At 55.9% G+C, this 24892-nt stretch carries 13 protein-coding genes; 12 read left to right on the forward strand and 1 reads right to left on the reverse strand.

Going from position 1 to position 24892, the window contains the following annotated elements; genetic code table 11:
* Positions 1–277: 277 nt before the first annotated feature.
* From HMPREF2879_RS08705 to HMPREF2879_RS08745, 9 genes are all read left to right on the forward strand, one after another.
* Positions 278–3457: an S-layer homology domain-containing protein gene (locus HMPREF2879_RS08705; RefSeq protein WP_246822945.1), complete on the forward strand. Its 3180-nt coding sequence runs from the start codon at positions 278–280 to the stop codon at positions 3455–3457.
* Between the two features lie 215 nt (positions 3458–3672).
* Positions 3673–5724, forward strand: a complete 2052-nt coding sequence (locus HMPREF2879_RS08710) for a superoxide dismutase (protein ID WP_083309652.1) — start codon at positions 3673–3675, stop codon at positions 5722–5724.
* A 244-nt stretch (positions 5725–5968) separates the two neighbouring features.
* The gene (locus HMPREF2879_RS08715; protein ID WP_070635406.1) at positions 5969–9295 is read left to right on the forward strand and encodes an S-layer homology domain-containing protein; all 3327 of its coding nucleotides are present in this window, start codon (positions 5969–5971) and stop codon (positions 9293–9295) included.
* 419 nt (positions 9296–9714) lie between these two features.
* The gene (locus HMPREF2879_RS08720; RefSeq protein WP_070635321.1) at positions 9715–11547 is read left to right on the forward strand and encodes an S-layer homology domain-containing protein; all 1833 of its coding nucleotides are present in this window, start codon (positions 9715–9717) and stop codon (positions 11545–11547) included.
* Between the two features lie 475 nt (positions 11548–12022).
* On the forward strand, positions 12023–12907 hold the full coding sequence (locus HMPREF2879_RS08725) for an S-layer homology domain-containing protein (protein WP_049349972.1): 885 nt from the start codon (positions 12023–12025) through the stop codon (positions 12905–12907).
* A gap of 342 nt (positions 12908–13249) precedes the next feature.
* Positions 13250–15214: a hypothetical protein gene (locus HMPREF2879_RS08730; protein WP_049349971.1), complete on the forward strand. Its 1965-nt coding sequence runs from the start codon at positions 13250–13252 to the stop codon at positions 15212–15214.
* A gap of 360 nt (positions 15215–15574) precedes the next feature.
* On the forward strand, positions 15575–17110 hold the full coding sequence (locus HMPREF2879_RS08735; RefSeq protein ID WP_070635323.1) for an S-layer homology domain-containing protein: 1536 nt from the start codon (positions 15575–15577) through the stop codon (positions 17108–17110).
* Positions 17111–17401: 291 nt separating this feature from the next.
* On the forward strand, positions 17402–18973 hold the full coding sequence (locus HMPREF2879_RS08740) for a gluconolactonase (protein ID WP_070506529.1): 1572 nt from the start codon (positions 17402–17404) through the stop codon (positions 18971–18973).
* 341 nt (positions 18974–19314) lie between these two features.
* Entirely contained in the window at positions 19315–20943 is a 1629-nt protein-coding gene (locus HMPREF2879_RS08745) for an S-layer homology domain-containing protein (protein ID WP_070635325.1), read from the forward strand.
* A 130-nt stretch (positions 20944–21073) separates the two neighbouring features.
* Here the strand turns inward: HMPREF2879_RS08745 and HMPREF2879_RS08750 are convergent, their stop codons facing one another.
* Entirely contained in the window at positions 21074–22006 is a 933-nt protein-coding gene (locus tag HMPREF2879_RS08750) for a Nif3-like dinuclear metal center hexameric protein (RefSeq protein WP_070635327.1), read from the reverse strand.
* Between the two features lie 98 nt (positions 22007–22104).
* On the opposite strand from HMPREF2879_RS08750, the gene msrA reads away from it, so the two are divergent.
* From msrA to HMPREF2879_RS08765, 3 genes are all read left to right on the forward strand, one after another.
* Positions 22105–22626, forward strand: a complete 522-nt coding sequence (msrA, locus tag HMPREF2879_RS08755; RefSeq protein ID WP_049345412.1) for a peptide-methionine (S)-S-oxide reductase MsrA — start codon at positions 22105–22107, stop codon at positions 22624–22626.
* Positions 22627–22783: 157 nt separating this feature from the next.
* The gene (locus tag HMPREF2879_RS08760; protein WP_049345414.1) at positions 22784–23617 is read left to right on the forward strand and encodes a DUF6318 family protein; all 834 of its coding nucleotides are present in this window, start codon (positions 22784–22786) and stop codon (positions 23615–23617) included.
* A gap of 140 nt (positions 23618–23757) precedes the next feature.
* Positions 23758–24549, forward strand: a complete 792-nt coding sequence (locus HMPREF2879_RS08765; RefSeq protein ID WP_044150520.1) for a DUF6318 family protein — start codon at positions 23758–23760, stop codon at positions 24547–24549.
* Positions 24550–24892: the final 343 nt, after the last annotated feature.

Consider the following 24892-nt stretch of genomic DNA (forward strand, 5'->3'; position numbering starts at 1 on the left):
TGTGGTCTTTTTGGGGGTCGGGCTTTGTATAAAACCGGGGGCGTAATTTTCGAATTTTTTGTCTTATAACTCTTATTGGAATGTTTTTCTCGTGTTTTCATTGAATGTCTAAGACGCGGGTTGGTAGGCTGAAATTGCACTTCAGCATGCCGCCGCTACGGGTCCTCCACGATGTGGATTTGGCGTAGGCTCAGCGCGGTGGACTGTCACTCATTGATCCTCTCAACTTCTTTTCTCATTCACCCTCTTTCATGCAGAAAATTCAGATTGGATAATGATGTCCTCATTCTTTAAGCCTGCCCGTGGCGCACGCCGAAAAGTTGCGGGTGCTTCCCTGGTTTTGGGTTTGTCTCCGCTGCTGGCTTTGACGCCGGTGGCGGCCCAGCCGGCGCCCGCCTCCCCCGCGCAGAACGAACCTGCGCAGAACACTCCCGTGCAAGGTGATAAGCAGGATGCTTCCCTGCCGACCCTGCGCGTGTCCAGCGGTTCCCTCGACATTCTTCACGGCGGTACCGTGCACGTGGAGGGTACCGGGCTGAGCCCCGAGTTCTTGGCGCATCATGAGCTGCGTAGCCTCACGATTGCCCCGAAGGGCTCTTCGACCTACGCTAACCCCTACCAGAAGCTTGATCACCGCGGCCTTGTCTTTGACGCCCCGAAACCGGCTGCTGACGGCAGTTTCAGCGCTGACCTGACGGTTCCGGCGAATAGCCTACCGGCAAACCTGGAATACGAGATCATTCTCACCTACCGCCCTGTAGATGATGCGCACCCTTACGCGTGGAACACTGAGGATCGCGTCCGTACGGCGCTGCCGGTGGAGTTCAACCTCCCGAAGGCTGTCCTTCCCTCCATCACCTATGATGTTTCGGCTATTTCTGAGGAGCAGATTGCTTCCGGTCAGCCGATTGAGGTGACGTTGACGGGTACCGGTTTTCAGGATGTCAGCTCCGTGAAGTTCACCTTGTCCGAGCATGATGAGCAGGGAAAGGTCACGAACGATAATGTGGCTTCGCTTGGTGAACTGAAGGCACCGGATACGGAAGAGAATCAGCGCATTTTCAAGGGCCTGATTCCTAACGGCTATTTCCAGAAAAAGGTCACTATCCCCGCGGGAGTTCTGAAGTCCGGTAAGGGGTATTCCCTGGGTGTTTCCGGTGTAGAAACCCACGGGTGGAATAAGCTGACGCGCAAGTTCCCCTTCGTTCCTGTGGGTAATAGCCCTGCGCGCATGGCGTATCAGGATAATTCGTTCAGGAATACCCTGCCGAAGGTATCTGTTGATGCGCAGGATTTTGATCCCGGTCAGGACCGCATCTATAAGGTAACTATTTCTAATATTTCCCCCGAGGTTGACCTGGGGTACTACCTTGACTCTGTGTCGATTTATAACGCTACCTCTGGTGAGCAGGGATATTTTGCGAGGAATGATGTAGCGGGTCAATACTATAAGCGTGACGAGCTGGTAACCCGCAACGCTGACGGCACTCTGACCGTGGAGGTTGAGTATAAGGTTCACGGTGATTCCTACAATAGGCCTTCTTCTCGCGGTTCGATGGCTGAAGTGCGTGTGGTGTTCTCGGATTCTCAGTATTCGTACGGTAGCCATAAGTTCACGGTGAGCGCGCAGCTTCCGATGGTCCCTCCTGCCGCTGATGCTGTTGATTGGGAGAACCCGGCGAATGTTAAGTTGAAGGTCGATTCGGGAACCCTCAATATTTCTCAGGGTGGCACGGTGTCGGTGACGACTTCCCCGTTGAGCCCCGAGTTCCGTAAGAAGTACACTTTCTACGAGCTGGCTCTGGTGGAGCGCGGGTCGGTGTACGTGTATGCGGAGCACAATAGTTATGAGCCTCTCGACGAGTACGGCGGAATGCTCAAGGATTTGAAGCATCAGGTGCGGGAGAACCCGGACGGTAGCCTCACCTACACGTTTAAGGTTCCCCCGCAGTACGTTGAGGCTGCCGACGGTGAGCTCTTCGATGTGGTGATGACGTACTACCCGTCGGATGAATTTGAGCCGGAACCTTCGAGTAGGTCGAACCGTTTGTATGCCCGCGCCCATATTGATGTGGTTCAGGAAGCGCAGCCGACCCGTGGAACCTACACCTTCAGTCAGTCCGCTATCGATGACCCGTGGAAGGATACGACGCTGCGGGTTGAGGGACGCCATATCCTCTCCCAGGCTAGTGAAATGGTTGGTAATGATTGGCCGGTCATCGCTATCTATGAGGCTGACCCTGCAACGGGAAAGATGGTGGGTGAGCCTGTGTTCACTCAGCGGGATGACTACACGTACTACGGGGTTAACACCAGGTGGTTCCGCAATAACTATTTCAGTGCGGAGCTGAAGATTCCTGCGGGTACGTTGAAGCCGGGCAAGCTCTACTTTATTGGTATGTATGGGAACGGGTTGCCTTACCCCGGCATGGAAGATTCTCCGGGTTCTATGCTGAATGATGTTGCGGAGTTCCTTCCGGTGCATTCTCCCGAGCAGGACTCTGCGGGGCCCACGCTGCACCTTGGGTCGGTGGGGCTGAACCCGTACGCGCGGACGAACTTGTTTACGGCGCGCACTACCGGGCTCTCTGCACCGGGTGAAGGATCGTACCGCCTCTCGGTGCAGCATGTTGATGAGCAGGGGCGTTTGACCGGTCAGACGGTGTTCCAGCAGGCGATTCCCGCTGATCGCATCCAGGATGGCAGGGTGGAGCTGAATCTGACGATTGATCAGCAGCTGAGCTATTCGGGCGCTTATCGTCTGGTCTTGGAGAAGGTCACCCCCGGTAAGGATGGTGCTGGCGAGTCGGTGGAGCAGCTTGCTGTCGAGGATATTCCTCTGAAGCTGACGCGTGAGGATGAGTTGCAGGCGGCTGAGCAGTGGTTTGCTGAGCGTGATATTTTGCCTAATCCTTCGCCGATGTCCTGGCATAGCGGTATGACGCGCCACGATGTGACGGTGTCGCTGTACCGTCTGGCGGGTTCCCCGAAGGTTGAGCTGCCTGCTTTTAGCCCGTACGCGGATGTGGCAACAAGCGACCCGGACTACGCCGCGTACATTTGGGCTCGTCAGAGGGGCATTACCTTCGGCTGGGCGGATGGCAAGTTCCACCCGGAGGCGAAGCTTTCGACCCCGTCGACGGTGGCGTTCATGTACAGGTACCAGAAGGCGATGGGTAAGGTCACGCCGAAGGCGCCGACCTCTGCCTCGTTGCCGCGTAGCTCGTCTGTGCCGGGTAACCAGGACGCGCCTCGGAGTGCTGGCGGTTGGCAACATAAGGTTCGTCAGGGTAGCGCTTTCTGGCGTGAGGCTCAGTGGGCTGTTGATCACCACATGTGGGGTTACCGCGTTGATGGGGAATACGTCTATGAGGACTTTGATAGGTCTTTCGTTTCCTCTGGTGATTTGAAGTTGATGCTGTACCGCTTGGCGCACGGCGGTAGCCACCTCAAGTAGCGCCGGGTTGTGGTGAGTGAGGTAACCGGTGGGCTGGGATGTTCGACGTAGTTCGACTTTTCAGCCCGCCGGTGCCGCCCCTCCTATTCGTTTCTCCAGAACGCTTCTTCTCCCCTATTCTGGGGATTCTTTTCACGCTTTATCCGCTCAACTTCTTCACTTGCTTCGTCTACTCGCTCGCTTCACTCACCGTACAGTTTTTTGTAGATGGGATAATGATGTCTTCATTCTTCACACCACGAGGCGCCCGGTGCCGCTCAACTGCGCCGCGCCACCCGGCGAGCGCCCGCGCGCTCAGCCTGTCATTACTGCTGGGTTTGAGCCCGCTTGCCGGTATCACCCCGGCGGCACTCGCAACGCCGGCACAGGCTACACCTGAGCAGCCGGCGCAGCCGGCGCAGGCGACCCCCGCCTCCCCCGCTGCAACTCAAGAAGATGCTGACGAACCCACGTATTCGCTTCCGGAGGTAGATGAATCTCGCCATCCTGAAATGGAAGGGTTTACAGTCTCTCCCGAGACTCTCAACATTACTCGAGGAGGCACCGTCACGCTGACGACGCCTCCGCTCAGTGCTGAATTCCGTCAGAATTACGAATTCTACGAATTTTCTCTGGTTGATCGCGGTTCTTCGTACTTCAAAGCCGCGCATGCCCGCATTGACGGATATGCCTACTTTGGCTACCTCTTTGACCGTGAGCCCAACCCGAAGCAGATGGTAGAAAACCCAGACGGGAGCTACACCTTCTTCCTCAATATTGGGCCGTACATTATTGAGGCTAATGAAGGCACTCTTTTCGACGTCATTTTGACGTACCACAAGAAGGGCCACCGGGAGGATTTTTGGCCGTCCGAATTCCGTTTTGTGGCGCGTGCACCTATTAATGTTGTGCAGGACCCTAAGCCGACTGAGACGACGTACATTTTCAGTGTGCCCGCAATTGATGACCCGTGGAAGGATACGACTCTGACGATTGAGGGGTTCCATATCCTTACGAGCGGTAGTCGAGAGGGCAAGGATGGCCCCGCGCTTCTGGCTTTTTATGAAGTCGACCCGAAGACCGGAAAGATTGTAGGCGAACCAGAATTCACCACTCGGATTCCGTACCCGGCTTCCCGTAGTGGAGAGCGCGTTTATTTCCTGAATTGGCATTTTAAGACGTCTATTACGATTCCTGGGGGAACGCTTAAGCCGGGTAAGGTCTATAAGATTGGTTTCTACGGTAAAGACCGTCCGGAGGATGAGAATTACCCCGGTGAGTTGCTGAATGATGTTGCAGATTTCATCCCGGTACGTTCGCTTAATAAGGAATCGGCTAGCCCTGAGATGTTTCTGAAGGCTACGACGGTGAGCCCTTATGATGAGGAAAATATCCTTCAGGTACGCGCCGTCGGCTTGAAGAAGCAGCCTGGGGTCTCTTACCGTTTCTCGATGCAGCATGTTGACGCGCAGGGACTTCTGGCCAGTCAGAAAACGCTGGTGCAGGAGATTGCTGCTGAGAACATCCATGACGGCACGGTGGATGAGAAGCTGAACGTCCCCGGTGCGCCGCTGAATTATGACGGCTCGTACAGGCTCTTCTTGGAAAAGGTGACTGCCGGCAAGGACGGTACGGTTGAGTCGGTTGAGCGGCTTACTTCGAAGGATCTGCAGTTGCAGTTGACGAAGGATAAGGAGGTCAACGCCGCCTGGGCATGGTTTAAGCACCGTCAGGTTCTTCCTGAGGTTTCTTCTGTGTGGGAGGGAAGCAATCGCCGCGATGTGACGGTGGCGCTGTACCGCCTGGCGGGTTCCCCGAAGGTTGAGCTTCCGGCGACGAGTCCTTATGGAGATGTCACCCCGGATGATCCGGACTACGCCGCGTACATTTGGGCTCGTCAGAAGGGCATTACGTTCGGTTGGGCGGATGGGAATTTCCACCCGGAGGCGGAGATGCACAACTATTCGACGGCGGCGTTCCTGTATAGGTATCAGCGTTCGCGCGGTAAGATGTCGCCCAACTTGCCGACTGCCGCGCCCCAGCCTCGTAATGGCAGCTTGCCGGGGTCGAAGGATTCTGAGCTGAGCACTAAGAATTGGGCTACGGAGTTGGAAGAGGGTAGCGCTTTTTGGCGTGAATCTCGGTGGGCTGTGCAGCAACGCATTTGGGGCTACACCGGGTATTCGGAGGGCTGGCGAAGCGAAGACTTTGTCTGGGAGAGAACAGTCGCCTATGACTTGGCGTTGATGCTCTACCGCATGGAGCACGGCGGCAGCCACCTCAAGTAGCGCCGGGTCGTGGTGAGTGAGGTAACCGGTGGGCTGGAATGTTCGGCGTAGTTCGACTTTTCAGCCCGCCGGTGCCACCCCGGTTTTTCTTCCCTGCCTTCTGCGAGTTCTTGTGCCCGGCACCAGGCTTTACGGGGTGTCTTCTCCCCTAGTCTGGCTTTTCAGACTATATCCGCTCAACTTCTTCACTCACTTCATCTACTCACTCACTTCAATCACCGTACAGTTTTTTGTAGATGGGATAATGATGTCTTCATTCTTCACACCACGAGGCGCCCCGCACCATTCTGATACCCCGCGCCACCCGGCAAGCACCCGCGCACTCAGCCTGTCGTTGCTGCTGGGTTTGAGCCCGCTTGCCGGTATTACTCCGGCGGCGCTGGCAACACCGACTCAGACGGCATCTGACCAGCCAACTCAGGTTGCACCCGCTCAAGCAGACTCGGAACAGGCGACCCCCGCCTCCCCCGCGCCGTTGAATCCTGCCACCCCTGCAGCTCAGGGCGAGCAGACCAATTCGCTACCGACTCTGCGCGTCGCTAGCGGAGCACTAAGAATTTATGCCGGAGGCACGGTGCATGTTGAGGGCACCGGCTTCACTCCCGAATTCTTGGCACACAATGAGCTACGTAGCATCATTATTGCGCCCAAGGGTTCCTCTACCTACGTGGGTCCTCACCAAGAGCCAACATACCAGGGACCGCGTTTTGACGTTCCGACGCCTGCTGCAGACGGGACTTTCAGCGCCGACTTGGAAGTATCCTCCAACGGCATCCCTACGGGCATGGAGTACGAAGTTATTTTGACCTACCGCCCGCTAGATGACGCACACCCCTATCAGTGGAATACTGAGGACCGTATTCGTACGGTGCTCCCTGTAACAAATGATTTTCCGGCTTCTGTTCTGCCTTCTATTACCTATGATGTGGATTCCATTTCTGAGGAGCAGATTAATTCCGGAAAACCGATTGAAATCAATATGACGGGTTCGGGTTTTGACGGGATGAATAAGCTAAGTTTTACTCTCGTTGAATACGACCCGGCTGCAAATGTTACCCATAAATATCTCAAGGAGCTGGGGGCTTTTGACCCTTCAGATTCTCCGTACTTTAAGCGTGTTTTTCATGGCTTAATTCCTAACGGTCATTTTCAGCATAAAATTACGATTCCTGCCGGTCTTTTGAAATCAGGCAAGGGTTATTACCTGTCGGTACAGGGAGATTCTCCTTCAGGCCCGATTGCTATGAGGCGTGCCTTCCCCTTCGTTCCTGTGGGCAAGAGCCCCATAAAAATGCCTTACCAGAGCAATACGTACCGCAATACTCTTCCGAATGTTTCATTGTCTCCTCAGACGGTTGACCCGTACCATGAGGGGAAATATAAAGTCACTATTTCTAATATTTCCCCGGAAGTTGATTTGGGATACTATATTGGATCGATTAGTGTTTATAGTAAAACCGCTCAAAAAACTATTGCCAACCTCAGCGTTAATAGTGACCATTACTATGAACGTGACAAAATTGTGGTCCGTAACCCCGACGGCACTCAAACCGTAGAACTTGAAATTAATGCGGAGGATATTAAAGAGCTACAGGGCGTGTATTTGGGTTCCGAAGCGGAGCTGAGGGTCTATTTCTCAGATAATCCTTACTACGGTTCAGAGAACCATAATTTTACGGTTGCTGCACCAGTTCGGCTGGCGGATTCCCCTACCCCGTTGGCCCCTCCCACCCCTGCGGAGGATAAGAAACCTGACAACCCGGTTGGCATGAAGCTCACCTCGGGCACCCTCAATATTTCTGAGGGCGGCACTGTCTCTGTGACGACTGCGCCGCTGAGTGCCGAGTTCCGCGCGAAGTACACGTTCTTTGAGTTCGGCATTGTGGAGCGCGGTAAGAATTACCTTTGGTCACGTTACGGCGATCCCCTTCCTGAGGCGCAGTATGGTAGCAAGGTTGCCAGCCTCCGTGCTGAGGGTAAGGCACACGATAATCCTGACGGGAGCGTCACGTTCACTCTTGACATTCCGAAGCAGTGGATGATGGTTCCGGAGGGTACGCTCTTCGATGTGGTGCTGACCTACTACCCGTCCGATAAGCCTGACCCGCACGACTATCCGTATGAAGATTATCGTCTTACGGCACGAATTCCTTTGCCCACGGTGCGCGACCCTGAGCCTGAGCAGCCGACGTACCGCTACAGCATTTCGGCGATTGATAAGCCCTGGCAGGATACGACTCTGACGGTTGAGGGCTACCATATTCTTCCCCCGAACATCGTAGGCGGGTACGACAGCCAGGCGTACATCACTCTGTATGAGGCAGACCCTGCTACGGGAAAGATTATGGGACGCCCCGTTTTCTCCCATGTTGTTCCGTTGACGGGCAACTGCTTGCATCACTGTACGGGTTTTCGCAATAACTATTTCGGCACGAAGATGACGATTCCGGCGGGTACGTTGAAGCCGGGCAGGCTCTACATGATTGGCATCTACGGTTCTAATCTGCCTCACCCGGGCGAGGAGGACTATAACGGCAGCTTGCTGACCAGTGTTGCGCAGTTCCTTCCGGTGCGGTCGGGGCAGCCGAGCGATAACCAGCCGAATCCTGACCAGCCTGTAGCGCGGCCGGATTTGTACATTCCGCATAAGCGCATCAACCCGTATCAGGAGATGAATACTCTCACCGCCCGTGTCTCGGGTCTTCCGAAGCTTACCGAGGGCTATTACCGTTTCTCGGTTCAGGCAACGGATATTTTTGGCGAGCTGACCGGTGAGAAGGCTTTGGAGCAGGTTATTCCTGTTGAGCGCATCCACGATGGCGCCGCTGAGGAGACGCTGAACGTCCCCGGTAGCGCGCTGAATTATGAGGGGTCTTACAGGGTTGTTCTGGAGAAGGTAATCCCTGGCAAGGATGGCGCCGCGGATGCGGTCGAGCCGGTGGCTTCTGAGAATCTTGATCTCTTGGCGAATACTGCCGAGGAGCAGAAGGCGGCTCTTGATTGGGTTAAGCAGCAGGCTCTTCTGGACGAGAGTAAGACCGTTTTGAGTCGCCGCGATGTGACGGTGGCGCTGTACCGTCTTGCGGGCGCGCCTCATGTTGAGTTACCTGCAACGAGTCCTTATACGGATGTGGAACCGAGCGACCCTGACTACGCCGCGTATATTTGGGCTCGTCAAAAGGGTATTACGTTCGGCTGGGCGGACGGCAAGTTCCACCCGGAGGCGAACCTTTCGGCGCGTTCTACGTTGGCGTTCTTGTACAGGTACCAGCAGATGGTTGCCCCGGCTCCTGCGCCGGAGTCGAGCAGTGTGCCATCTTCGTCTGCGCCTAAGAACAGTAGCGTGCCGGGTGATTCTCCGATTCGGGTTTCGCGTTCGCATTGGTCCGATTATGAGCGTACGGATACTGCATTCTGGCGGGAGTCACTGTGGGCTACTCAGCAGTTCATCTGGGGTTATAAGGATTATGATCGCCGCTACGCTGAGGATTTCAGTTCGGATACTGTTTCTTCTTCGGAGTTGGCGGTCATGCTGTACCGCATGGCGCACGGCGGCAGCCGTCTCACATAGTGTCTCGCCGTGGTGTTAGCTATTTTGGGTAGCTTTCGTCAAATAGGCGACTTTACGACCCTGTTTATGTGCCACTTTTATTGTGGGTGACTTTTATGTTGCCTTGCCCACCGCATTGTGAATATTCTCAACCTGCAGAGGTTGCATAGGTGCGAATTTTTCGAATGCGGTGGGTTTTTTGTGCTTTCTTTTTTGTACAGTGACCAGTGTTTGTGCTTATCAGCACAATATTTAGGCATATTTTCCACGTCATGCACATACTTTTTAAAGCTATACTTCATCTTAAGACATGCGATAAAACACACAGACATTTTTCGCGCTGATGACCTTTCAGGTTCCAGCACGTCTTAACTATTTGCTACGGTGTTTATGCGCACCACACTCGATGCGTGACACCGATAAAAACTGATTGGATTACAATGTCCTCACTTCCCAACCACATGCGCTTTGCGCTACCCAAAAACATGGCCAAGAGCGGCTGCGCCATCACCCTGGCTGGCGCCATGCTCTTGCCCCTCTCCCCCGCGTTTGCGGCGCCTGCTGCTCCGGTAGCGGCTCAGGCTGTTGCGCAGGGCGAGGTTCAGGGTGCTCAGCGTCTGCAGGTTACCTCCGGCACTTTTGATATTCTCAAGGGCGGCAACGTGATGGTTAGCGGCTCCGGTTTCTCCAAGGACTTCGTTAAGGGCAAGTCGTTCCGCCTGTACGTTGTTCCGAAGGGTGAAAGCGTTGCTTTCTCGCCGCACCGTCCGCGTGATTACCCCTTCTATGTTCAGGATGTTCCCGCCTCCGCTTTCGCGGCTGACGGCACCGTGAACCTGACCGCTTCTATCGGCGCTAACTATCTGGAGGCCAATGGCTCGTCCTTCGATGTTGTGCTCGGTTACCGCGATGACGCTGAAGACGGCTGGATTCCCGCGGATGAGGTTCGTACTGAACTGAAGGTTGCGGATGTTCCCACCGTTGATTCCCCGACCCTTTCGTACAGCGCTTCGTCGGTGAATGCTTCTGAGAACGCTAAGGTCACTGTGAACGGTGCTGGCTTCCAGAACATTTCGTACAACGGTAGCGAGTCGCTGATTGTTGCGGTTCGTGCGGTTGATCCGGCGACCGGTAAGGCAACCGGCCCCGCGCTGGCTCAGTCGGAGGCTAAGTTCACCTCCTACTCTGCTTTCTTTGGTCAGTACATGGGTTACACCAACGGTCGTTTCTCGACTGTTCTGGATATCCCGGCGGGTACCTTGAAGTCCGGTAGCTCCTATGTTGTGCAGACTTTCGAGTTCAACGTTCCGGAAGATAACGATGAGGCAAACAGCCAGGCGCTGAGCACTCAGGCGTTTGTTCCGGTGAACGGCGAGAACGTTAAGAAGGAGTCTCCTTCGGTTTCTTTGAGCACTGACACGGTGGATCTGAGCTCTTCGACCACTATCCGTGTGAAGGGTAAGGACTTCAATGTTCCGGCTGGCGCTACCGTGAACGTTCTGTTCTCTGAGGCTGAGGCTGACGGCAACCCGACCGGTGAGGCTCTGGATAGCATCACTCTGAGCGCTGACCGCGTGGCAACCGGCGCGTTTGAGACGACCGTTAACGTTGACGGCACCAAGCTGGACGCTGATGGCCACTACGCTATTTTCGTGACCGTGAACTACGCCGATGGTGACAGCGAGCGCATCGCGGCTGATTACCTGACTTTGACCGGTGAGTCTGCGAACAAGAAGGCTCGTGAGCGTTTCGCTGATGTTCCGGCTGCTCACGCGAACCACAAGGCTGTTCTGTGGGCTGCTGATCAGAAGCTGATTGATTCTCGTGAGAAGGATTGGTTCGGCGTTAATGATGATGCGACCCGCGGTGAGCTGACTGTTGCGCTGTACCGTATGGCTGGTTCCCCGAAGGTTACCCTGCCGGCTACTAGCCCGTACCCGGATGTGAAGGCCGATGACCCGAACTACGCTGCGTACATTTGGGCTCGTCAGAAGGGTATTACTTTCGGCTGGTCTGATGGTAAGTTCCACGCGAATGCGTCTGTTTCTAACGCTACTATTGCGGCGTTCCTGTACCGTTTCGATGGTAAGAAGCCGGTTGCTGCGACTGAGGCGCCGTACACCGATGTGAAGGTCGGTTCTGCGTTCTACCGCGAGATCACTTGGGCTAAGCAGCAGAAGCTACAGGTTTTCCCGGGCTCTGAGTACCACCCGTCTGCGCTGGTGAGCCGTGGTGAGCTGGCTGGTTTCTTGATGAACTACAAGGTCCGCTAGGGCTCTATAAGGTTCACTAGGGCTTTATAAGGTTCGCTAGGACTAGTCTCTAGGGTCTATGGATTATGCCGGGCTGGTGGTGATGAAACGTTGGTTTCGTCCCGCTGTCCCGGCTTTTCTGTGCCATTGCGGGGTGTTTATGAGGTGTCTGCAAGGTATCTGTAGGGGCGCGTGCGGGACTGTCGCCCGGTGCTGTTCCGCGGTTTTCGGCGTATTTTTGGCGGTTACCACGCTAGTGTGGGCTGTACCGCATGTGGGGCGCGCCTCATGCGGCACCCGCTATTGGGCGGATTTTTGGGTGCTCTACTCCCCTCTTTTCAAGAATGTTCTGTGGAGTGTAAATTAATATTTTTCAAGCTGTGGTTTATGCTTAGGACTGTTGCGCCCCCTTGGTGCGCACCCTTATCCGGCTGGGTGCGTAGAAGAACTAGAGGGAGCCCTGCACACACCGATACATCAACCACATTGAGGATTTATGTCCCAGAATTTTAAGCAGTCGACTGATACTGCCCATAATTCTTCTGCACCTCTGCTGGCACCGGAGGGCACCCCCGAGGCTTCTTCTCAGGCTGAGTCGAAGAAGCGTAAGCGCCGCCGTATTGAGCTGGCTGTTGGCGCTGTGGCGTTGGCGGGTGTTTTGTATCTGCCGTTCTCACCTCTTTTCTCTTTTTATGATTCGTCGGAGGCGCGTCTTTCTTCGGCGGATACTGCTGCGCCGGTAGCTGCTTCGGTGCCTGCTACCTCCTCTCCTCTGGCGTCGAGTTCTTCGACTCAGGGCCCGAAGATTCTGCGTCCGTCCGTGACTGCGCCGGATGCGAACACTATTTTTGCTGATGCTCCCGAGGACTCTGCGTACTATGCGGGTATCCGTTGGGCTGTTCGTACTGAGACTATGCTTCCGGTTTCTGAGGACCATTTTGGTGCTGAGGATCCGGTGACTCGTGGCGAGCTGATCACCATGTTCTATAAGCTGGCGGGTTCGCCGGCAGTGACCCGTCCGGAGCATTCGCCGTATGCAGATGTTGATGAGTCTGACCCGAACTATGATGCGTACCTGTGGGCGCGTCAGGAGCGTATTACGTCCGGTTGGGTTGATGGTAAGTTCCATGCGGAGGCGCGTCTGTCGAATGCTTCTGCGGCGGCTTTGCTGTACCGTGCTGATGGTGCGCAGAAGATTCAGATGTCGGGTTCTTCGCCGTTTAGCGATGTTTCGTCTGTGACTCCGTTCTACCGTCAGATTGTGTGGGCGTCTCGTCGTGGTGTGTCTACGGTGTCTGAGGGTAATGCTTTTGAGCCGACGGCTCAGACGTCTCGTGGTCGTGTTGCGATGATGATGTACCTGTACTTCCGCACTTCCTAGTTTTTGCACTTCCTAGTTTCTGTGCTTTGTTTTAGCGCTTTGCTTTAGCGTGTTTGGCGGCCCCGCACTCTTGTTTGGGAGTGCGGGGTTCTTTTTTCGGGCTTTAGCCTGCTGGGCTCAGTTTTTAGCGGCTGGTCAACCTGGGAAAACCCTCAGAACCTTCAAGTCTCTCTTGAGTGTTTCCTGACTTCTATTCACCCCTTTGATAGGGTGAAATTGTCCCCGAAATTGACGGGGATATTCGACCACTTCTCATTGGGTTGGCGCAGATTCGACGAAGATTTCTCACTCCCCTTTTAGAAACTGCATTGGCGCGATGGATTCGACCAATAAGGAATGATTATGTCCGCTCTTCCGAATTTCAAGGCTTCGTCCTTCTTCCGTGCAGCACGGGGTTGCGGTGCATTGGCGCTGGCTGGCGCGATGGTTTTGCCGATGTCTCCTGCGCTTGCCCAGAATGTTGCCGCGGATGCTCCTGCGGCGGCTGTTGCTGGTTCCCTGCCGGATGATCGCGTCCGCGAGAATCCTGTTGCTACTTCTGATGAGTTCGCTCCTCATTGGAGCTACAACGCTTTGAAGGATACCGGTAACGATCAGGTTCTGAACTTCTCAGGTTGGGGTTTCAACGGCGATATTAACTCCCCGAAGGGTGTTCAGATTGTTGTGCGTGAGAAGGGCTCGAACACCCCCGTCCTGGCTATTAGCGACATCATCGAGTACAACGACCCCGAGTATGCGTTCCAGTACCAGCATGGGCTCCTCAACGGTAACGTTAAGATTCCCGCTAACACCCTGAATAAGGCAAAGCAGTACGTTGTCGAGGTATGGGGCAACAACGGCTACCAGGAGGGTAGCGAAGACCTGGTGACCCCCGTTGTTGGCAAGGCACCCGAGGGTCGCGGTACTCTGCTCGCTTCTCAGACGCTGAACTTCAATGGTTCTGACGGCACGACGGCTGCGGATGTTCCGGGCGCTAAGGCCACCCAGGAGGACGCTCCGACGTTCGAGGTTCTGTACGACGGCAAGGCTCAGTTGCTGTACACCTTTGAGGGCGGTACCGTCCACGTGAAGGGTTCGGGTTTCACTAAGGAGTGGCGTGAAAAGCACGGCAAGGTGGCGGTTTACCTGGCCGCTTCTCAGGGTGTTCCCGACGGTAGCCTACTGCCCGCTGATGATACGCCGCTGCGTTTTGAGGAGGGTAAGGACTTCACCATTGCTGAGGACGGCACCCTGGATGCTCAGCTGACGGTCAAGCCGGACGTGCTTCAGCGCTACTATGAGCCTCGCTACTACTTCCCCGGTATCCCGACTTACGATGTGCGTTACGAGGTTGACCTGGTTGCTGAGCAGCAGGGTCAGCCCCAGCTGACCATTGAGGATCTGTGGGCTGGCAAGAATGTGATTCGCCGTATTGCAGTGCAAACTCAGGCGTTCCGTCCCAGTCCGTTTGCCCCCAAGGTGGAATACAAGGCTCTTGGCGATACCACCACTGATCAGGACATTTACTTCTCGGGTACCGGTTTCTACGGTGAGATTCACTCCGTCAAGGGTGTTCAGTATGTAATCCGTGAGAAGGGTTCGAACACCCCTGTTCTGGCGACCAGCGACATCATTGAGTACAACCACCACGACCGTGCCTTTGAGTATGTGAACGGCGTAGTGAACGGCACCGTGAAGGTTCCGGCTAACACTTTGGATGCTTCGAAGAAGTACGTGGTGGAGGTCTGGGCTAATGACGGCTACAGCGAGAGCGGCGAGTTCCTTGCCCCCGTTGTGGGTAAGGCGCCCGAGGGTCGCGGTGAGCTGCTGGCTTCTCAGGACCTGAACTTCAAGGGCTCTGACGCTGTTGAGGATAAGAAGCCTAGTCTGACCGATGAGCAGCGCAAGGAACGCGCTACCCGCGGCGAGCTGGCGGTGGCTCTGTACCTTCAGGCTGGCGCGCCCGAGGTGAAGCTGCCTGAGACGTCGCCCTGGCCGGATGTGAAGACTGACGACCCGAACTACGCTGCGTACATTTGGGTTCGTGAGAAGGGCATCAGCTACGGCTGGTCGGACGGCAAGTTCCACGCGGACGCTGGTATCTCGAACGCTACCGTTGCGGCGTTCACTTACCGTGCGGCGGGTTCTCCTGCGGTGACGGGTGATTCTCCCTATGTGGATGTTAAGCCTGGTGCTCCGTTCTATCGTGAGATTCTGTGGGCGAGCCAGAATTTGCCTACTGTGTACGGTGGTCACTATTTCATTCCTAAGCAGCTGCTGACTCGCGGCCATCTGGAGACTGTTCTGACTGCTTTCCAGTCTCGATAAGCTGGCTCGCTAAACTGGCTCTGCTTATCGACTAGTCGCACGAATAACCCCGTGTTCCCGAGTGGTGTTTCTATTCGGGAGCGCGGGGTTCTGTTTTCGGGGTTTGGCTTGCTGAGTTTGGTTTGCTGGGCTCATTTTTTAGTGGCTGGTCAACCTGTGAAAACCATCAGAACCTTCAAGCCTCTCTTGAGTGTTCTCTGACATCTACCTGAGGGTTTGATAGGGTGAAAATGTCCCCGAAACCGACGGGGATACTCAACCACTTCTCATTGGGTTGGCGCAGATTCAACGGAGATTTCTCACCCCAGAAACCCTATGAAACCGCATCATCCCGATGGGTACGACCCGTAAGGATGATGTATGTCCTCGCTTCCGAACTCTAAGTCTTCTTTCCTCCGTGCGGCGCAGGGTTGCGGCGCACTGGTGCTGGCTGGCGCTATGGTTCTGCCGATGACTCCGGCACTCGCCCAGGATGCGGCACCTGTTGCTAATGCACCGGCGGCAAATGCTGTGACCCCCAAGCCGGCTGCTCAGGATGCAGCGGCACAGCCGACGTACTCCGCTGATTATGACGGTATTCTGTACACCGGCGAGGGCGGCACCGTGACTCTGAAGGGTACCGGTTTCACTAAGCAGTGGCGTGAGCAGCACGGCACCGTTGTCTTCTACATTGCTGCTACGAAGGACCGCCCCGGTAACGCTGAGCCTTCCACGTCGATGCTCCGTTTTGAAGAAGGTAAGGACTTCACCATTGCCGATGATGGCACTTTTGAGGCAAAGCTGACCATCAAGGCTAAGGCTCTGGAGAGTTTCTACACTCCCATTGATTATTTCCCGGGTATCACCCTGGACGAGGTGCGTTACGAGACGGGTATTTTGACCGAGGCTAAAGGCCAGCCGCAGTCGAGCATTGAGGATATTTGGGCTCGTAAGAACGTTATCGCCCACCACCCGATGTACACCCGCGCTTACCATCCGCAGGTCCTGGCACCTAAGTGGAAGTACGATGCTCTGAAGGACACCACGAAGGATCAGGAGCTGCTGATTCAGGGTGAGGGTTTCGTTGGGGAGGAGCTGCCCGGTCGTGAGGGTGCCATGTACGTGATTCGTGAGAAGGGCACCGGCACCCCCGTCCTGGCGATGAGCGATATGAAGTCCTACTATGAAGGTCCCGATGGCGTAACCCGCCTTGAGGGAGGCACTCTTTACCGCACCATCAAGCTCCCCGCAAACACCCTGAATCCTTCTAAGCAGTACGTCGTTGAGGCGTGGAGCGACTACGACTACGACCTCACCAGGAAGGACAGGCCCCTCATCACCCCGATTGTGGGTTACGCGCCGGAGCACCGCGGTGTTCTTATGGGTCGTCAGGATTTGAAGTTTGAGGGTGTTCAGGACTTCGCGGATGCTACCGTACCTAAGGGAGAGTACAAGAGCCTGATTTCGAAGCTCACCTACCAGGAGCAGCAGCAGCGCGCTACTCGCGGCGAGTTGACTGCGGCTCTGTACGCTCAGGCTGGTAGTCCCAAGGTGAATCTGCCTAAGACTTCCCCCTGGCCGGATGTGAAGACCACCGACCCGAACTACGCCGCCTACGTGTGGGCTCGCCAGAAGGGCATTACTTTCGGCTGGTCTGATGGCAAGTTCCACGCGGAGGCAAGCATCTCGAACGCCACCGTTGCAGCGTTCACTTACCGTGCAGCGGGTTCCCCGGCTGTATCGGGCGTGTCTTCCTTTACCGATGTGAAGCCGAGTTCTGCGTTCTACCGTGAGATTCTGTGGTCCACTCAGCAGTATGTCATTAATCCGGATTTCGGCTCTTTTAATGCGACGGATCTGGTGAATCGTGGTCAATTGGAGCAGATGCTGTTCAACTTCCAGAACCGCGCTAAGTAAGGCGGACTAGTTCTACGCTGAATACCCCGTGTTCTCGAGCAGGTTTTCTGTTCGGGAACACGGGGTTCAGCTTTTACCGGCTGATCAACCTGTGAAATGTCTCAAAACCTTCAAGCCTCCCTTGAGTGTTCCCTGACATCATTTGGAGGGTTTGATAGGGTGAAAATGTCCCCGAAACCGACGGGGCTTCCAACCATTTTTCTCATAGGGCGCGCAGATTCAACGGCGAATTCCCTACCCGCCGTTGACCCCCCCCAGGACCCTGCGAGAAACAACTTTTAAGGATGTGTTATGTCCTCGCTTCCGAACTCTAAGTCCTCTTTCCTCCGCGCAGCTCAGAGCTGCGGCGCGTTGGCGTTGGCTAGTGCTATGGTTCTGCCGATGGCCCCGGCACTGGCTCAGAATGCGGCTCCTGCCGCTGATGCAGCCGTTGCCGCCGCTACCCCTCAGGCTGCTCACCAGGTCGCTGCGGCTACCCCGACCCTGGATGTATCCATCCCTGACGGTTACAAGTACGACGGCGTGAACCCCTTCCTCATCACGACCGAGGGCGGTACCGTTCATGTGAAGGGTACCGGCTACACCAAGGAGTGGCGTGCCCAGCACGGCACCGTGGCACTGTACATTGCCCCCGCGAACTACGCACCGTCCGGCTACGAGATTCCGACTTCGAAGATGCTGCGTTTTGTGGAGGGTCAGGACTTCACCATTGCCGATGACGGCACTTTTGAGGCTGACCTGAAGGTTGAGGCGTACGATCTTGCCGCCTACTACTTCGTTGATGACGACAACTTCCACGATCCGACCGGCGGCACCAAGTACGATGTCCGCTACGAGATTCACGTGGTTGCTGAGCAGAAGGACCAGAAGCCGCTGACCGCTCAGGAGCTGTGGGTCAGCAAGAACGTGGTGAGCACCCAGGTACTGAATACTATGGGTGAGAAGCCGGCGCCGTTCGCACCGCGCCTGGGTTACAACGGTGTGGCTGATCCCGCAAAATCGCAGGATTTGAACGTTGGCGCTCAGGGCTTCCACGGCGATATCCACTCCGTTAAGGGTGTCCAGTTCGTGGTTCGTGAGAAGGGCTCGAACACCCCGGTTCTGGCAACCAGCAACATCATCGAGTTTGACCACCCCACCGAGTCTTCGGCGTACCGTGACGGCAACCTGTACGGTAACGTGCATCTTCCGGCGAACACTCTGAATGCTTCGAAGAAGTACGTGATTGAGGTTTGGGCTAATGACGGTTACAGCGAGACGGGCGAGCTGCTCGCACCGGTCGTGGGCAAGTCCACCGAGGGCCGCGGTACCCTGCTCGCATGGCAGGACCTGGACCTGAACGGCACGAACGGTTACAAGGATGCGAACCTGCCCAACGCTCAGGATCCCAAGAAGGACGACGATCAGAAGCCTGCTCCTTCTGATGAGAAGCTGAAGACCCCCGCAACTCGCGGTGAGCTCGCGGCTGCCCTGTACATCCAGGCGGGCACCCCCGAGGTGAAGCTGCCTGAGACTTCCCCCTGGCCGGATGTGAAGACCGACGACCCGAACTTCCCGGCGTACGTGTGGGCTCGTCAGAAGGGTATTACCTTCGGCTGGTCGGACGGCAAGTTCCATGCTGATGCCGGCATTTCGAATGCTACCGTTGCGGCGTTCGCCTACCGTGCGGCTGGTTCTCCTGCGGTGACGGGCAACTCTCCCTACAGCGATGTGGCTCCGGGTTCGGCGTTCTACCGTGAGATTCTGTGGGCTCAGCAGAACAAGGTGGTGCTGAACGCTAGCGGCGCTTTTGACGCTCAGCACATGGTGACTCATGGTGAGCTGGAGACTCTGATTGAGGCGTTCCAGGCTCGCGCTAAGTAAGGTCGTTTAGCCCGCCCGCGTCCCCCTCGGGTTTTACCTTGAGGGCGAGTGCGGCGCATCGGATAGTTCTCTGAATCCCCCGTGTTCCCGAATGGTTTTCTGTTCGGGGGCGCGGGGTTCAGCTTTTAACAGCTACCGCGGTGTGAGATTTCTCGAAACCTTAAAGTATTCCTTGAGTGTTTCCTGACAATCGTTCAACGCTTTGATAGGGTGAGAATATCCCCGAAACCGAGGGGGATTTTCAACCACTTTTCTCATGGGGCGTGCGCAGATTCAACGGTAGATTCCCTACCTACCGGCGAGCTCGCGTAGCCCCGGAGAAACAACTTTAAGGATGTCTCATGTCCTCGCTTCCGAACTCTAAGTCTTCATTCTTCCACGCGGCCCGCAACTGTAGCGCGCTCGTACTGGCGAGCGCGATGGTCCTGCCGCTGACCCCGGCGTTAGCCCAGGACGCAGCGTCCACCGCAAACGCGCCCGTTGCTAACGCACCGACTGCCAATACCCCCACCCCTGCAACTCAGGACGTCGCGGATGAGCCGTCTTTCACCGTTGTCTATGAGGATTACTACTACCAGGACGGCCGTGACGTCTTCGAGCAAGAGGGCGACGGCCTGTACACCGGTGAGGACAGTAAAATTACGGTTCTGGGCACCGGCTTCACCAAGGAGTGGCGCAAGCAGCACGGCAAGGTAGTCATCTACATCGCGCCCGAGGAGAACGTCCCCTACAACGCCCATCAGGTGACCGATACCCTCTTGCGGTTTGAAGAGGGCAAGGACTTCACCATTGACGATGACGGCACCTTTGTCGCCCCGCTGAAGGTTGAAGCTAATACTTTGCCGAGTTACTACACTCTCACGGAGTATTTCCCGGATATGACTCTGGACAAGGTGCGTTACGAGGTTGGCATCCTTGCCGAGCCCGAGGGCCAGCCGCAGTCAACCGTTCAGGATATCTGGGCTCGCAAGAACGTTGTGACGCATCACGGTCTGAGCACCAATGATTATCACTTCGATACCTTCGCACCTAAGTTGAAATACGACGCTTTGAAGGACCCCACGAAGGATCAGGAGCTGCTGATTCAGGGTCAGGGCTTCGTAGGGACTGACATCCCCGGCGTTGAGGGCATGATGTACGTCATTCGCGAGAAGGGCACGGGTTCCCCCGTCCTGGTTATGAGCGAGATGAAGCGTTACGTCCACGGTGATGATGAATACGAGACGGGCCTGGAGGGAGGCTTCGCTTTCGTCAATCTCAAGATTCCCGCGAACACGCTGGATCCGTCCAAGCAGTACGTCATTGAGGCGTGGAGCGACTACGGTTACCCCAGCAAGACGGATAAGACTCTCATCACGCCGATGGTGGGTTTTGCCCCGGAGCACCGCGGCGTTCTTTTGGCGCACCAGGATTTGAAGTTTGAGGGTGTCCAGCGGTTCACGAATGCTTACGTACCCGTAGAGGAACGTATGTACTTTTCGACATCGCTGAACGACGAGGAACAGAAGCAGCCTGCCACCCGCGGTGAGCTGGTTTCCTCCCTTTATGAGATGAAGGGCAGCCCCAAGGTGGACCTTCCTGAAGTCTCCCCGTGGCCGGATGTGAAGACGGACGATCCGAACTACGCCGCCTACATTTGGGCTCGTGAAAAGGGTGTTACCTTCGGCGGACCTGACGGAAAGTTCCACGCGGAGGACGGTCTCACGAATGCAACCGTTGCCGCAATGATTTACCGTGCGTCTGGTTCACCGGAAGTATCGGGTGTTTCATCCTTCCCGGATGTTACGCCGGATTCCGCGTTCTACCGTGAGATTCTGTGGGCTACCCAGCAGAATGTTATTACTCCCGAGACTGGCATGTTTGAACCGAATCATGCTGTGACCCGCATTGAATTGGACTGGATGTTGTTCTATTACCGGCATCGCGTGATGAACCCTATCACTACTGGCCTGTATCGCATTGCTAACTAAGTAGGCCAGGCCGGTTCTAGCCCGGGCACCTCGTCACAACGGACGGGGTGCCCGGGCTCTTACGCACTGAGTACGCGGTGAGGGAATCTGCGCGGATTCTTCTAGAGTTCTCACCCCTAGAATTCTCGCCCTAGAGTTCCCACGCGGGGGCTGCGGCGGTGCTTGCCGAGTGCGCGTCATGACCGGTTGCCACGCCGGTGGAGACGGTGAAGTCCCACGGGTCGGTGTTCAGTGCAGACAGCTTCGTTTCGATGGTGAAGCCGCGCTCAGCGAGCAGGGCGCGCAGGCGGTTTGCCGCCGACTGTAGCCAGAGGGATTCGCTGGCGGCGTGGGAGCAATCAATCAGGGCGATGTTGCTACCGTCAACTCGTGCGGTTTCGCGGAATTCGCTGGCGGGGTGGTGGCGCAGGTCGGCGGTAATGTACACCTGCGCGTCGGTGGCGCGCACAGCGTCAAAGAGGGAGTCACCGGCACCACCGCAGAGGGCAACCCGGCGAATCGGCTGGTCGGCACGGCCCGCGATGCGCAACCCGCCGGCGGTGGGAGGCAGGGCCGCCGCGAGGCGTTCTGCAAGCTCCTTGAGGGTGATTTCTTCGGGCAGGGTGCCGAGGCGGCCGGTGCCTACCGCGTGTTCCTGTTCGTCAAGTACCTGGGTTTGTGCTTCAGTGAGCGGTTCGCGGTCAATCAGGCCGATAGCGTCACAGAGTGCTTCGTTCACGCCTTCAACGGCGGCATCTGCGTTGGTGTGCGCGCCGAGCAGTCCGCATCCGCCTTCGATAAGGGTGTGCAGTACATTGCCCTTGTAGTCGCTGTCGGGGATGAACTTTGCGCCGCGGAGCAGCAGCGGGTGATGGGTGATGAGCAGCTGCGCGCCTTCGGCTACGGCTTCTTCGGCGGTGGCGGTGAGGGCGTCTACTGCGAAGAGGACGGTACTCACTTTAGCGGCGCCACGTCCGGCGACGAGGCCGGATGCGTCCCATCCGGCGGCAAGCTGCGGCGGGAAGAGTGTGTGGAAGGCATCGACGACTTCTGCAAGGGTGGGGGTTTCTAGTTTTTCAGTCATACCTCTATTGTGGCAGGTGGCGCGGCGGCAGCTCAGGAATATTATGCGGCTCGGCGGTGTTCTTCAGGTAGTGTGGTTTTATAGTTCAAGGAGGAATCATGACTGATGTTGTTCTTGCCGGCGGCTGTTTCTGGTGCCTGGATGCGGTGTACCGCCAGTTCCGCGGGGTTGAGGAGAGCGTCTGCGGCTACACGGGCGGCGATACTCCCGACCCCGATTATCGTTCGGTGTGTTCGGGTGCGACCGGGCATCAGGAGGCGCTGAAGCTCAGCTTTGACCCGCAGGTGATTGACCTGGATACGGTGCTGGATATTTTCTTCACGAGCCACGACCCGACTAGCTGGGATCGTCAGGGTGCGGATACCGGTTCGCAGTACCGTTCGGTGCTTTTCTACGCGGATGAGCAGCAGCGTGAGGCGTTTGAGCGTGCGGTGGCGCGTGCTCAGCAGCTGTACTCCTCCCCCATCGTTACGGAGATTAAGCCTCTGGGCGTGTTCTATGAGGCTGAGGAGTATCACCAGAATTATTACGCGTTGAATCCGGCGCAGGGTTATTGTGCGTTTGTGGTGAGCCCGAAGGTGGCTCATGCGCGCCGTAATTTTGCGCATCTGCTCCGTTAGCTACTCCGTTAGTCGGTACGTCCGGTTCAGTTGAGGCGTATTACGTTGTTCACCCCGTAGCTGTCTTTTGTTGTGTGGCAGCTATGGGGTGTCTTCATATGCGCCCGGCTATTTGTTGTTCGCCGGTGTTTTACGGTTGCTATAAGGTGCGCCCGGTATGATGGGGGTGTCGACTCACTCCTCCTCGTCCGTTGACCTCTTCGAAAGACTGCTGATGACAAGCTCCTCTTCTAAGCCCGTCGCCTTGAGCCGCCGCGCCGTGTTGGGTGCGGGCGGTGTTGGTCTTGCCGCTGTGTTGTCTGCGTGTGCGCGTACGGTGCATCCGCCGGTTGCTACTGCTGAATCTGAATCGGCGAGCGCGAGTGCTTCGGTGAGCCCGTCTGCTTCGCCGGCGTTGCCGTCTGCGAATAAGTCGTATAAGGGTAAGGTCACGTTCGATAACTTTGAGAAGAACGGCGAGTACGTTCCTGCCACGGCTGAGAAGAAGGCGCAGAACGTGCCCAAACCGCTCATGCCGGAGAAGGTGCAGGAGCTGAGCATTGACGGTATTTATGCGCTGATTGGCTATTGGATTTCTAGCTTTAATTATTTGGCGTTGACGGGTGATATTGAGCCGTTGAAGAAGACGGACCCGAGTAGCGAATACTATAAGGAGCTTGAGCCGATGGTTAAGCTCTATGAGACAGGGCGCGGCTGGATTTACGATACGAGTGAGCCGATGTCTGTGTACCTGATGACGGACACTCCCACGCAGGTTGAGGGCGACCGTATTCGTTATTTCTGGCGTGCTCGTTCTCTGGTTGACCAGAATGCGAAGAGGCATCTGACGGAGGGGGACAACCGCGATAAGTCGCTGGCTAGGGCAGAAGATTCTCAGGGGCAGGCGATGAGGATTGTTGTGGAGTATAAGGAGGGTGCTTGGTTTATGAGCACTCAGAAAGATAAGGATGCTGATAAGAGCACGGAGTCTGCGAGCCCCTCAGCGTCCTAGTGCACTAATTGCAGCTTTTTAGACCTTTCTTCGCAAAAGGATATAGGTAGTGGTATTTGATATCCATTCATGTGCTTAGGGTATAATGATGGTGTCAACTCACTCTATTTCCTTTGTTGACTTCTTTTGAAAGGCTGATTATGACGAGCCCTTCCCCCACCTCTGTTGGTATGTCCCGCCGCGTGGCACTGGGTGCAACCGGTGCCGGCGTACTGGCTGCATTGACTGCGTGCGCTAGCGATATTCGCCCGCTGGCTGATGGCTCGGCGTCTAACTCTACTTCCGGTTCTGCTAGTGCATCCGCGAGCGCTTCAGCTAGTGCCTCACCCAGTGCCTCGGCTAGCGCTTCGCCTTCTGCTTCTTCCGGCAAGCATTATAAGGGCCTCGTGAAGTTCGATAACTTCGAGAAGAACGGCGAGTACGTTCCGGCAACCGCCACTCATAAGGCGCAGAATGTGCCGAAGCCTCTCGTTCCGGCGAACATGAACGAGCAGAACGTTGACGGTATTTACGCGTTCGTTGGTTATTGGTTGGCGAGTTCCAACTATCTGCTGATGACCGGCGATACTGAGCCGCTGCAGAAGGTTGAATCTGCGGATTCACTGCAGAATTACCAGAATTTGACGGTTGCCTATGAAAATAATGCGGGCTGGCTCTACGGTGTGGATAGCCCTATGACTCTTGAGTTGCTTTCTGATTCACCACAGAAAATTTCCGGTAGCAGAACTCGTTATGACTGGTTGGCGTACATGAACTACAGCGCCGATATGAAGATTCACATTGAAGGCAGCCCTGATGAACCTTTCATGGAGGATAGTTCGCGGGAACTGACGAAGGTTAGTGTGGAGTACAAGGACGGTAAGTGGATTATGGTCAGCAGTGAGGATGGCTCTTCTGCGACTGACTCTGCCGGCGGGTCTTCTTCTGTCTAAGCACCTACCCTATAGGTAAGGTCTAACGGCTTAAGATAGACTTCTCCCCCGCCTGCGGTAATGCACCGTGGGCGGGGTTTCTTTATGCCGGAACTCGGTGATGCTTTGCAGCGGTATTAGGTTGCTTTGTCATCGGCACTCGATGACGGCTACTGCCGGGTATCTGCGTGTTTGCCGGTATGATGGGGTTGTCAACTCACTCAATTTCCTTTGTTGACTTCCTATGAAAGGCTGATTATGACGAGCCCTTCCCCCATTTCTGCTGGTATGTCCCGCCGCGTGGCGCTGGGTGCGACCGGTGCCGGTGTGCTGGCTGCATTGACTGCGTGCGCTAGCGATATTC

It is taken from the genome of Rothia sp. HMSC069C04 (genome assembly GCF_001812895.1).
In the GTDB taxonomy this organism is placed as follows: Bacteria; Actinomycetota; Actinomycetes; order Actinomycetales; family Micrococcaceae; genus Rothia.

Bases quoted from the DNA above. Each gene is read 5' to 3' on its own strand.
- msrA (WP_049345412.1), top strand. From the start codon at position 22,105: ATGACTGATGTTGTTCTTGCCGGCGGCTGTTTCTGGTGCCTGGATGCG.
- HMPREF2879_RS08710 (WP_083309652.1), top strand. From the start codon at position 3,673: ATGATGTCTTCATTCTTCACACCACGAGGCGCCCGGTGCCGCTCAACT.
- HMPREF2879_RS08765 (WP_044150520.1), top strand. From the start codon at position 23,758: ATGACGAGCCCTTCCCCCACCTCTGTTGGTATGTCCCGCCGCGTGGCA.
- HMPREF2879_RS08720 (WP_070635321.1), top strand. From the start codon at position 9,715: ATGTCCTCACTTCCCAACCACATGCGCTTTGCGCTACCCAAAAACATG.
- HMPREF2879_RS08705 (WP_246822945.1), top strand. From the start codon at position 278: ATGTCCTCATTCTTTAAGCCTGCCCGTGGCGCACGCCGAAAAGTTGCG.
- HMPREF2879_RS08730 (WP_049349971.1), top strand. From the start codon at position 13,250: ATGTCCGCTCTTCCGAATTTCAAGGCTTCGTCCTTCTTCCGTGCAGCA.
- HMPREF2879_RS08715 (WP_070635406.1), top strand. From the start codon at position 5,969: ATGATGTCTTCATTCTTCACACCACGAGGCGCCCCGCACCATTCTGAT.
- HMPREF2879_RS08725 (WP_049349972.1), top strand. From the start codon at position 12,023: ATGTCCCAGAATTTTAAGCAGTCGACTGATACTGCCCATAATTCTTCT.
- HMPREF2879_RS08745 (WP_070635325.1), top strand. From the start codon at position 19,315: ATGTCCTCGCTTCCGAACTCTAAGTCTTCATTCTTCCACGCGGCCCGC.
- HMPREF2879_RS08740 (WP_070506529.1), top strand. From the start codon at position 17,402: ATGTCCTCGCTTCCGAACTCTAAGTCCTCTTTCCTCCGCGCAGCTCAG.
- HMPREF2879_RS08750 (WP_070635327.1), bottom strand. From the start codon at position 22,006: ATGACTGAAAAACTAGAAACCCCCACCCTTGCAGAAGTCGTCGATGCC.
- HMPREF2879_RS08760 (WP_049345414.1), top strand. From the start codon at position 22,784: ATGATGGGGGTGTCGACTCACTCCTCCTCGTCCGTTGACCTCTTCGAA.
- HMPREF2879_RS08735 (WP_070635323.1), top strand. From the start codon at position 15,575: ATGTCCTCGCTTCCGAACTCTAAGTCTTCTTTCCTCCGTGCGGCGCAG.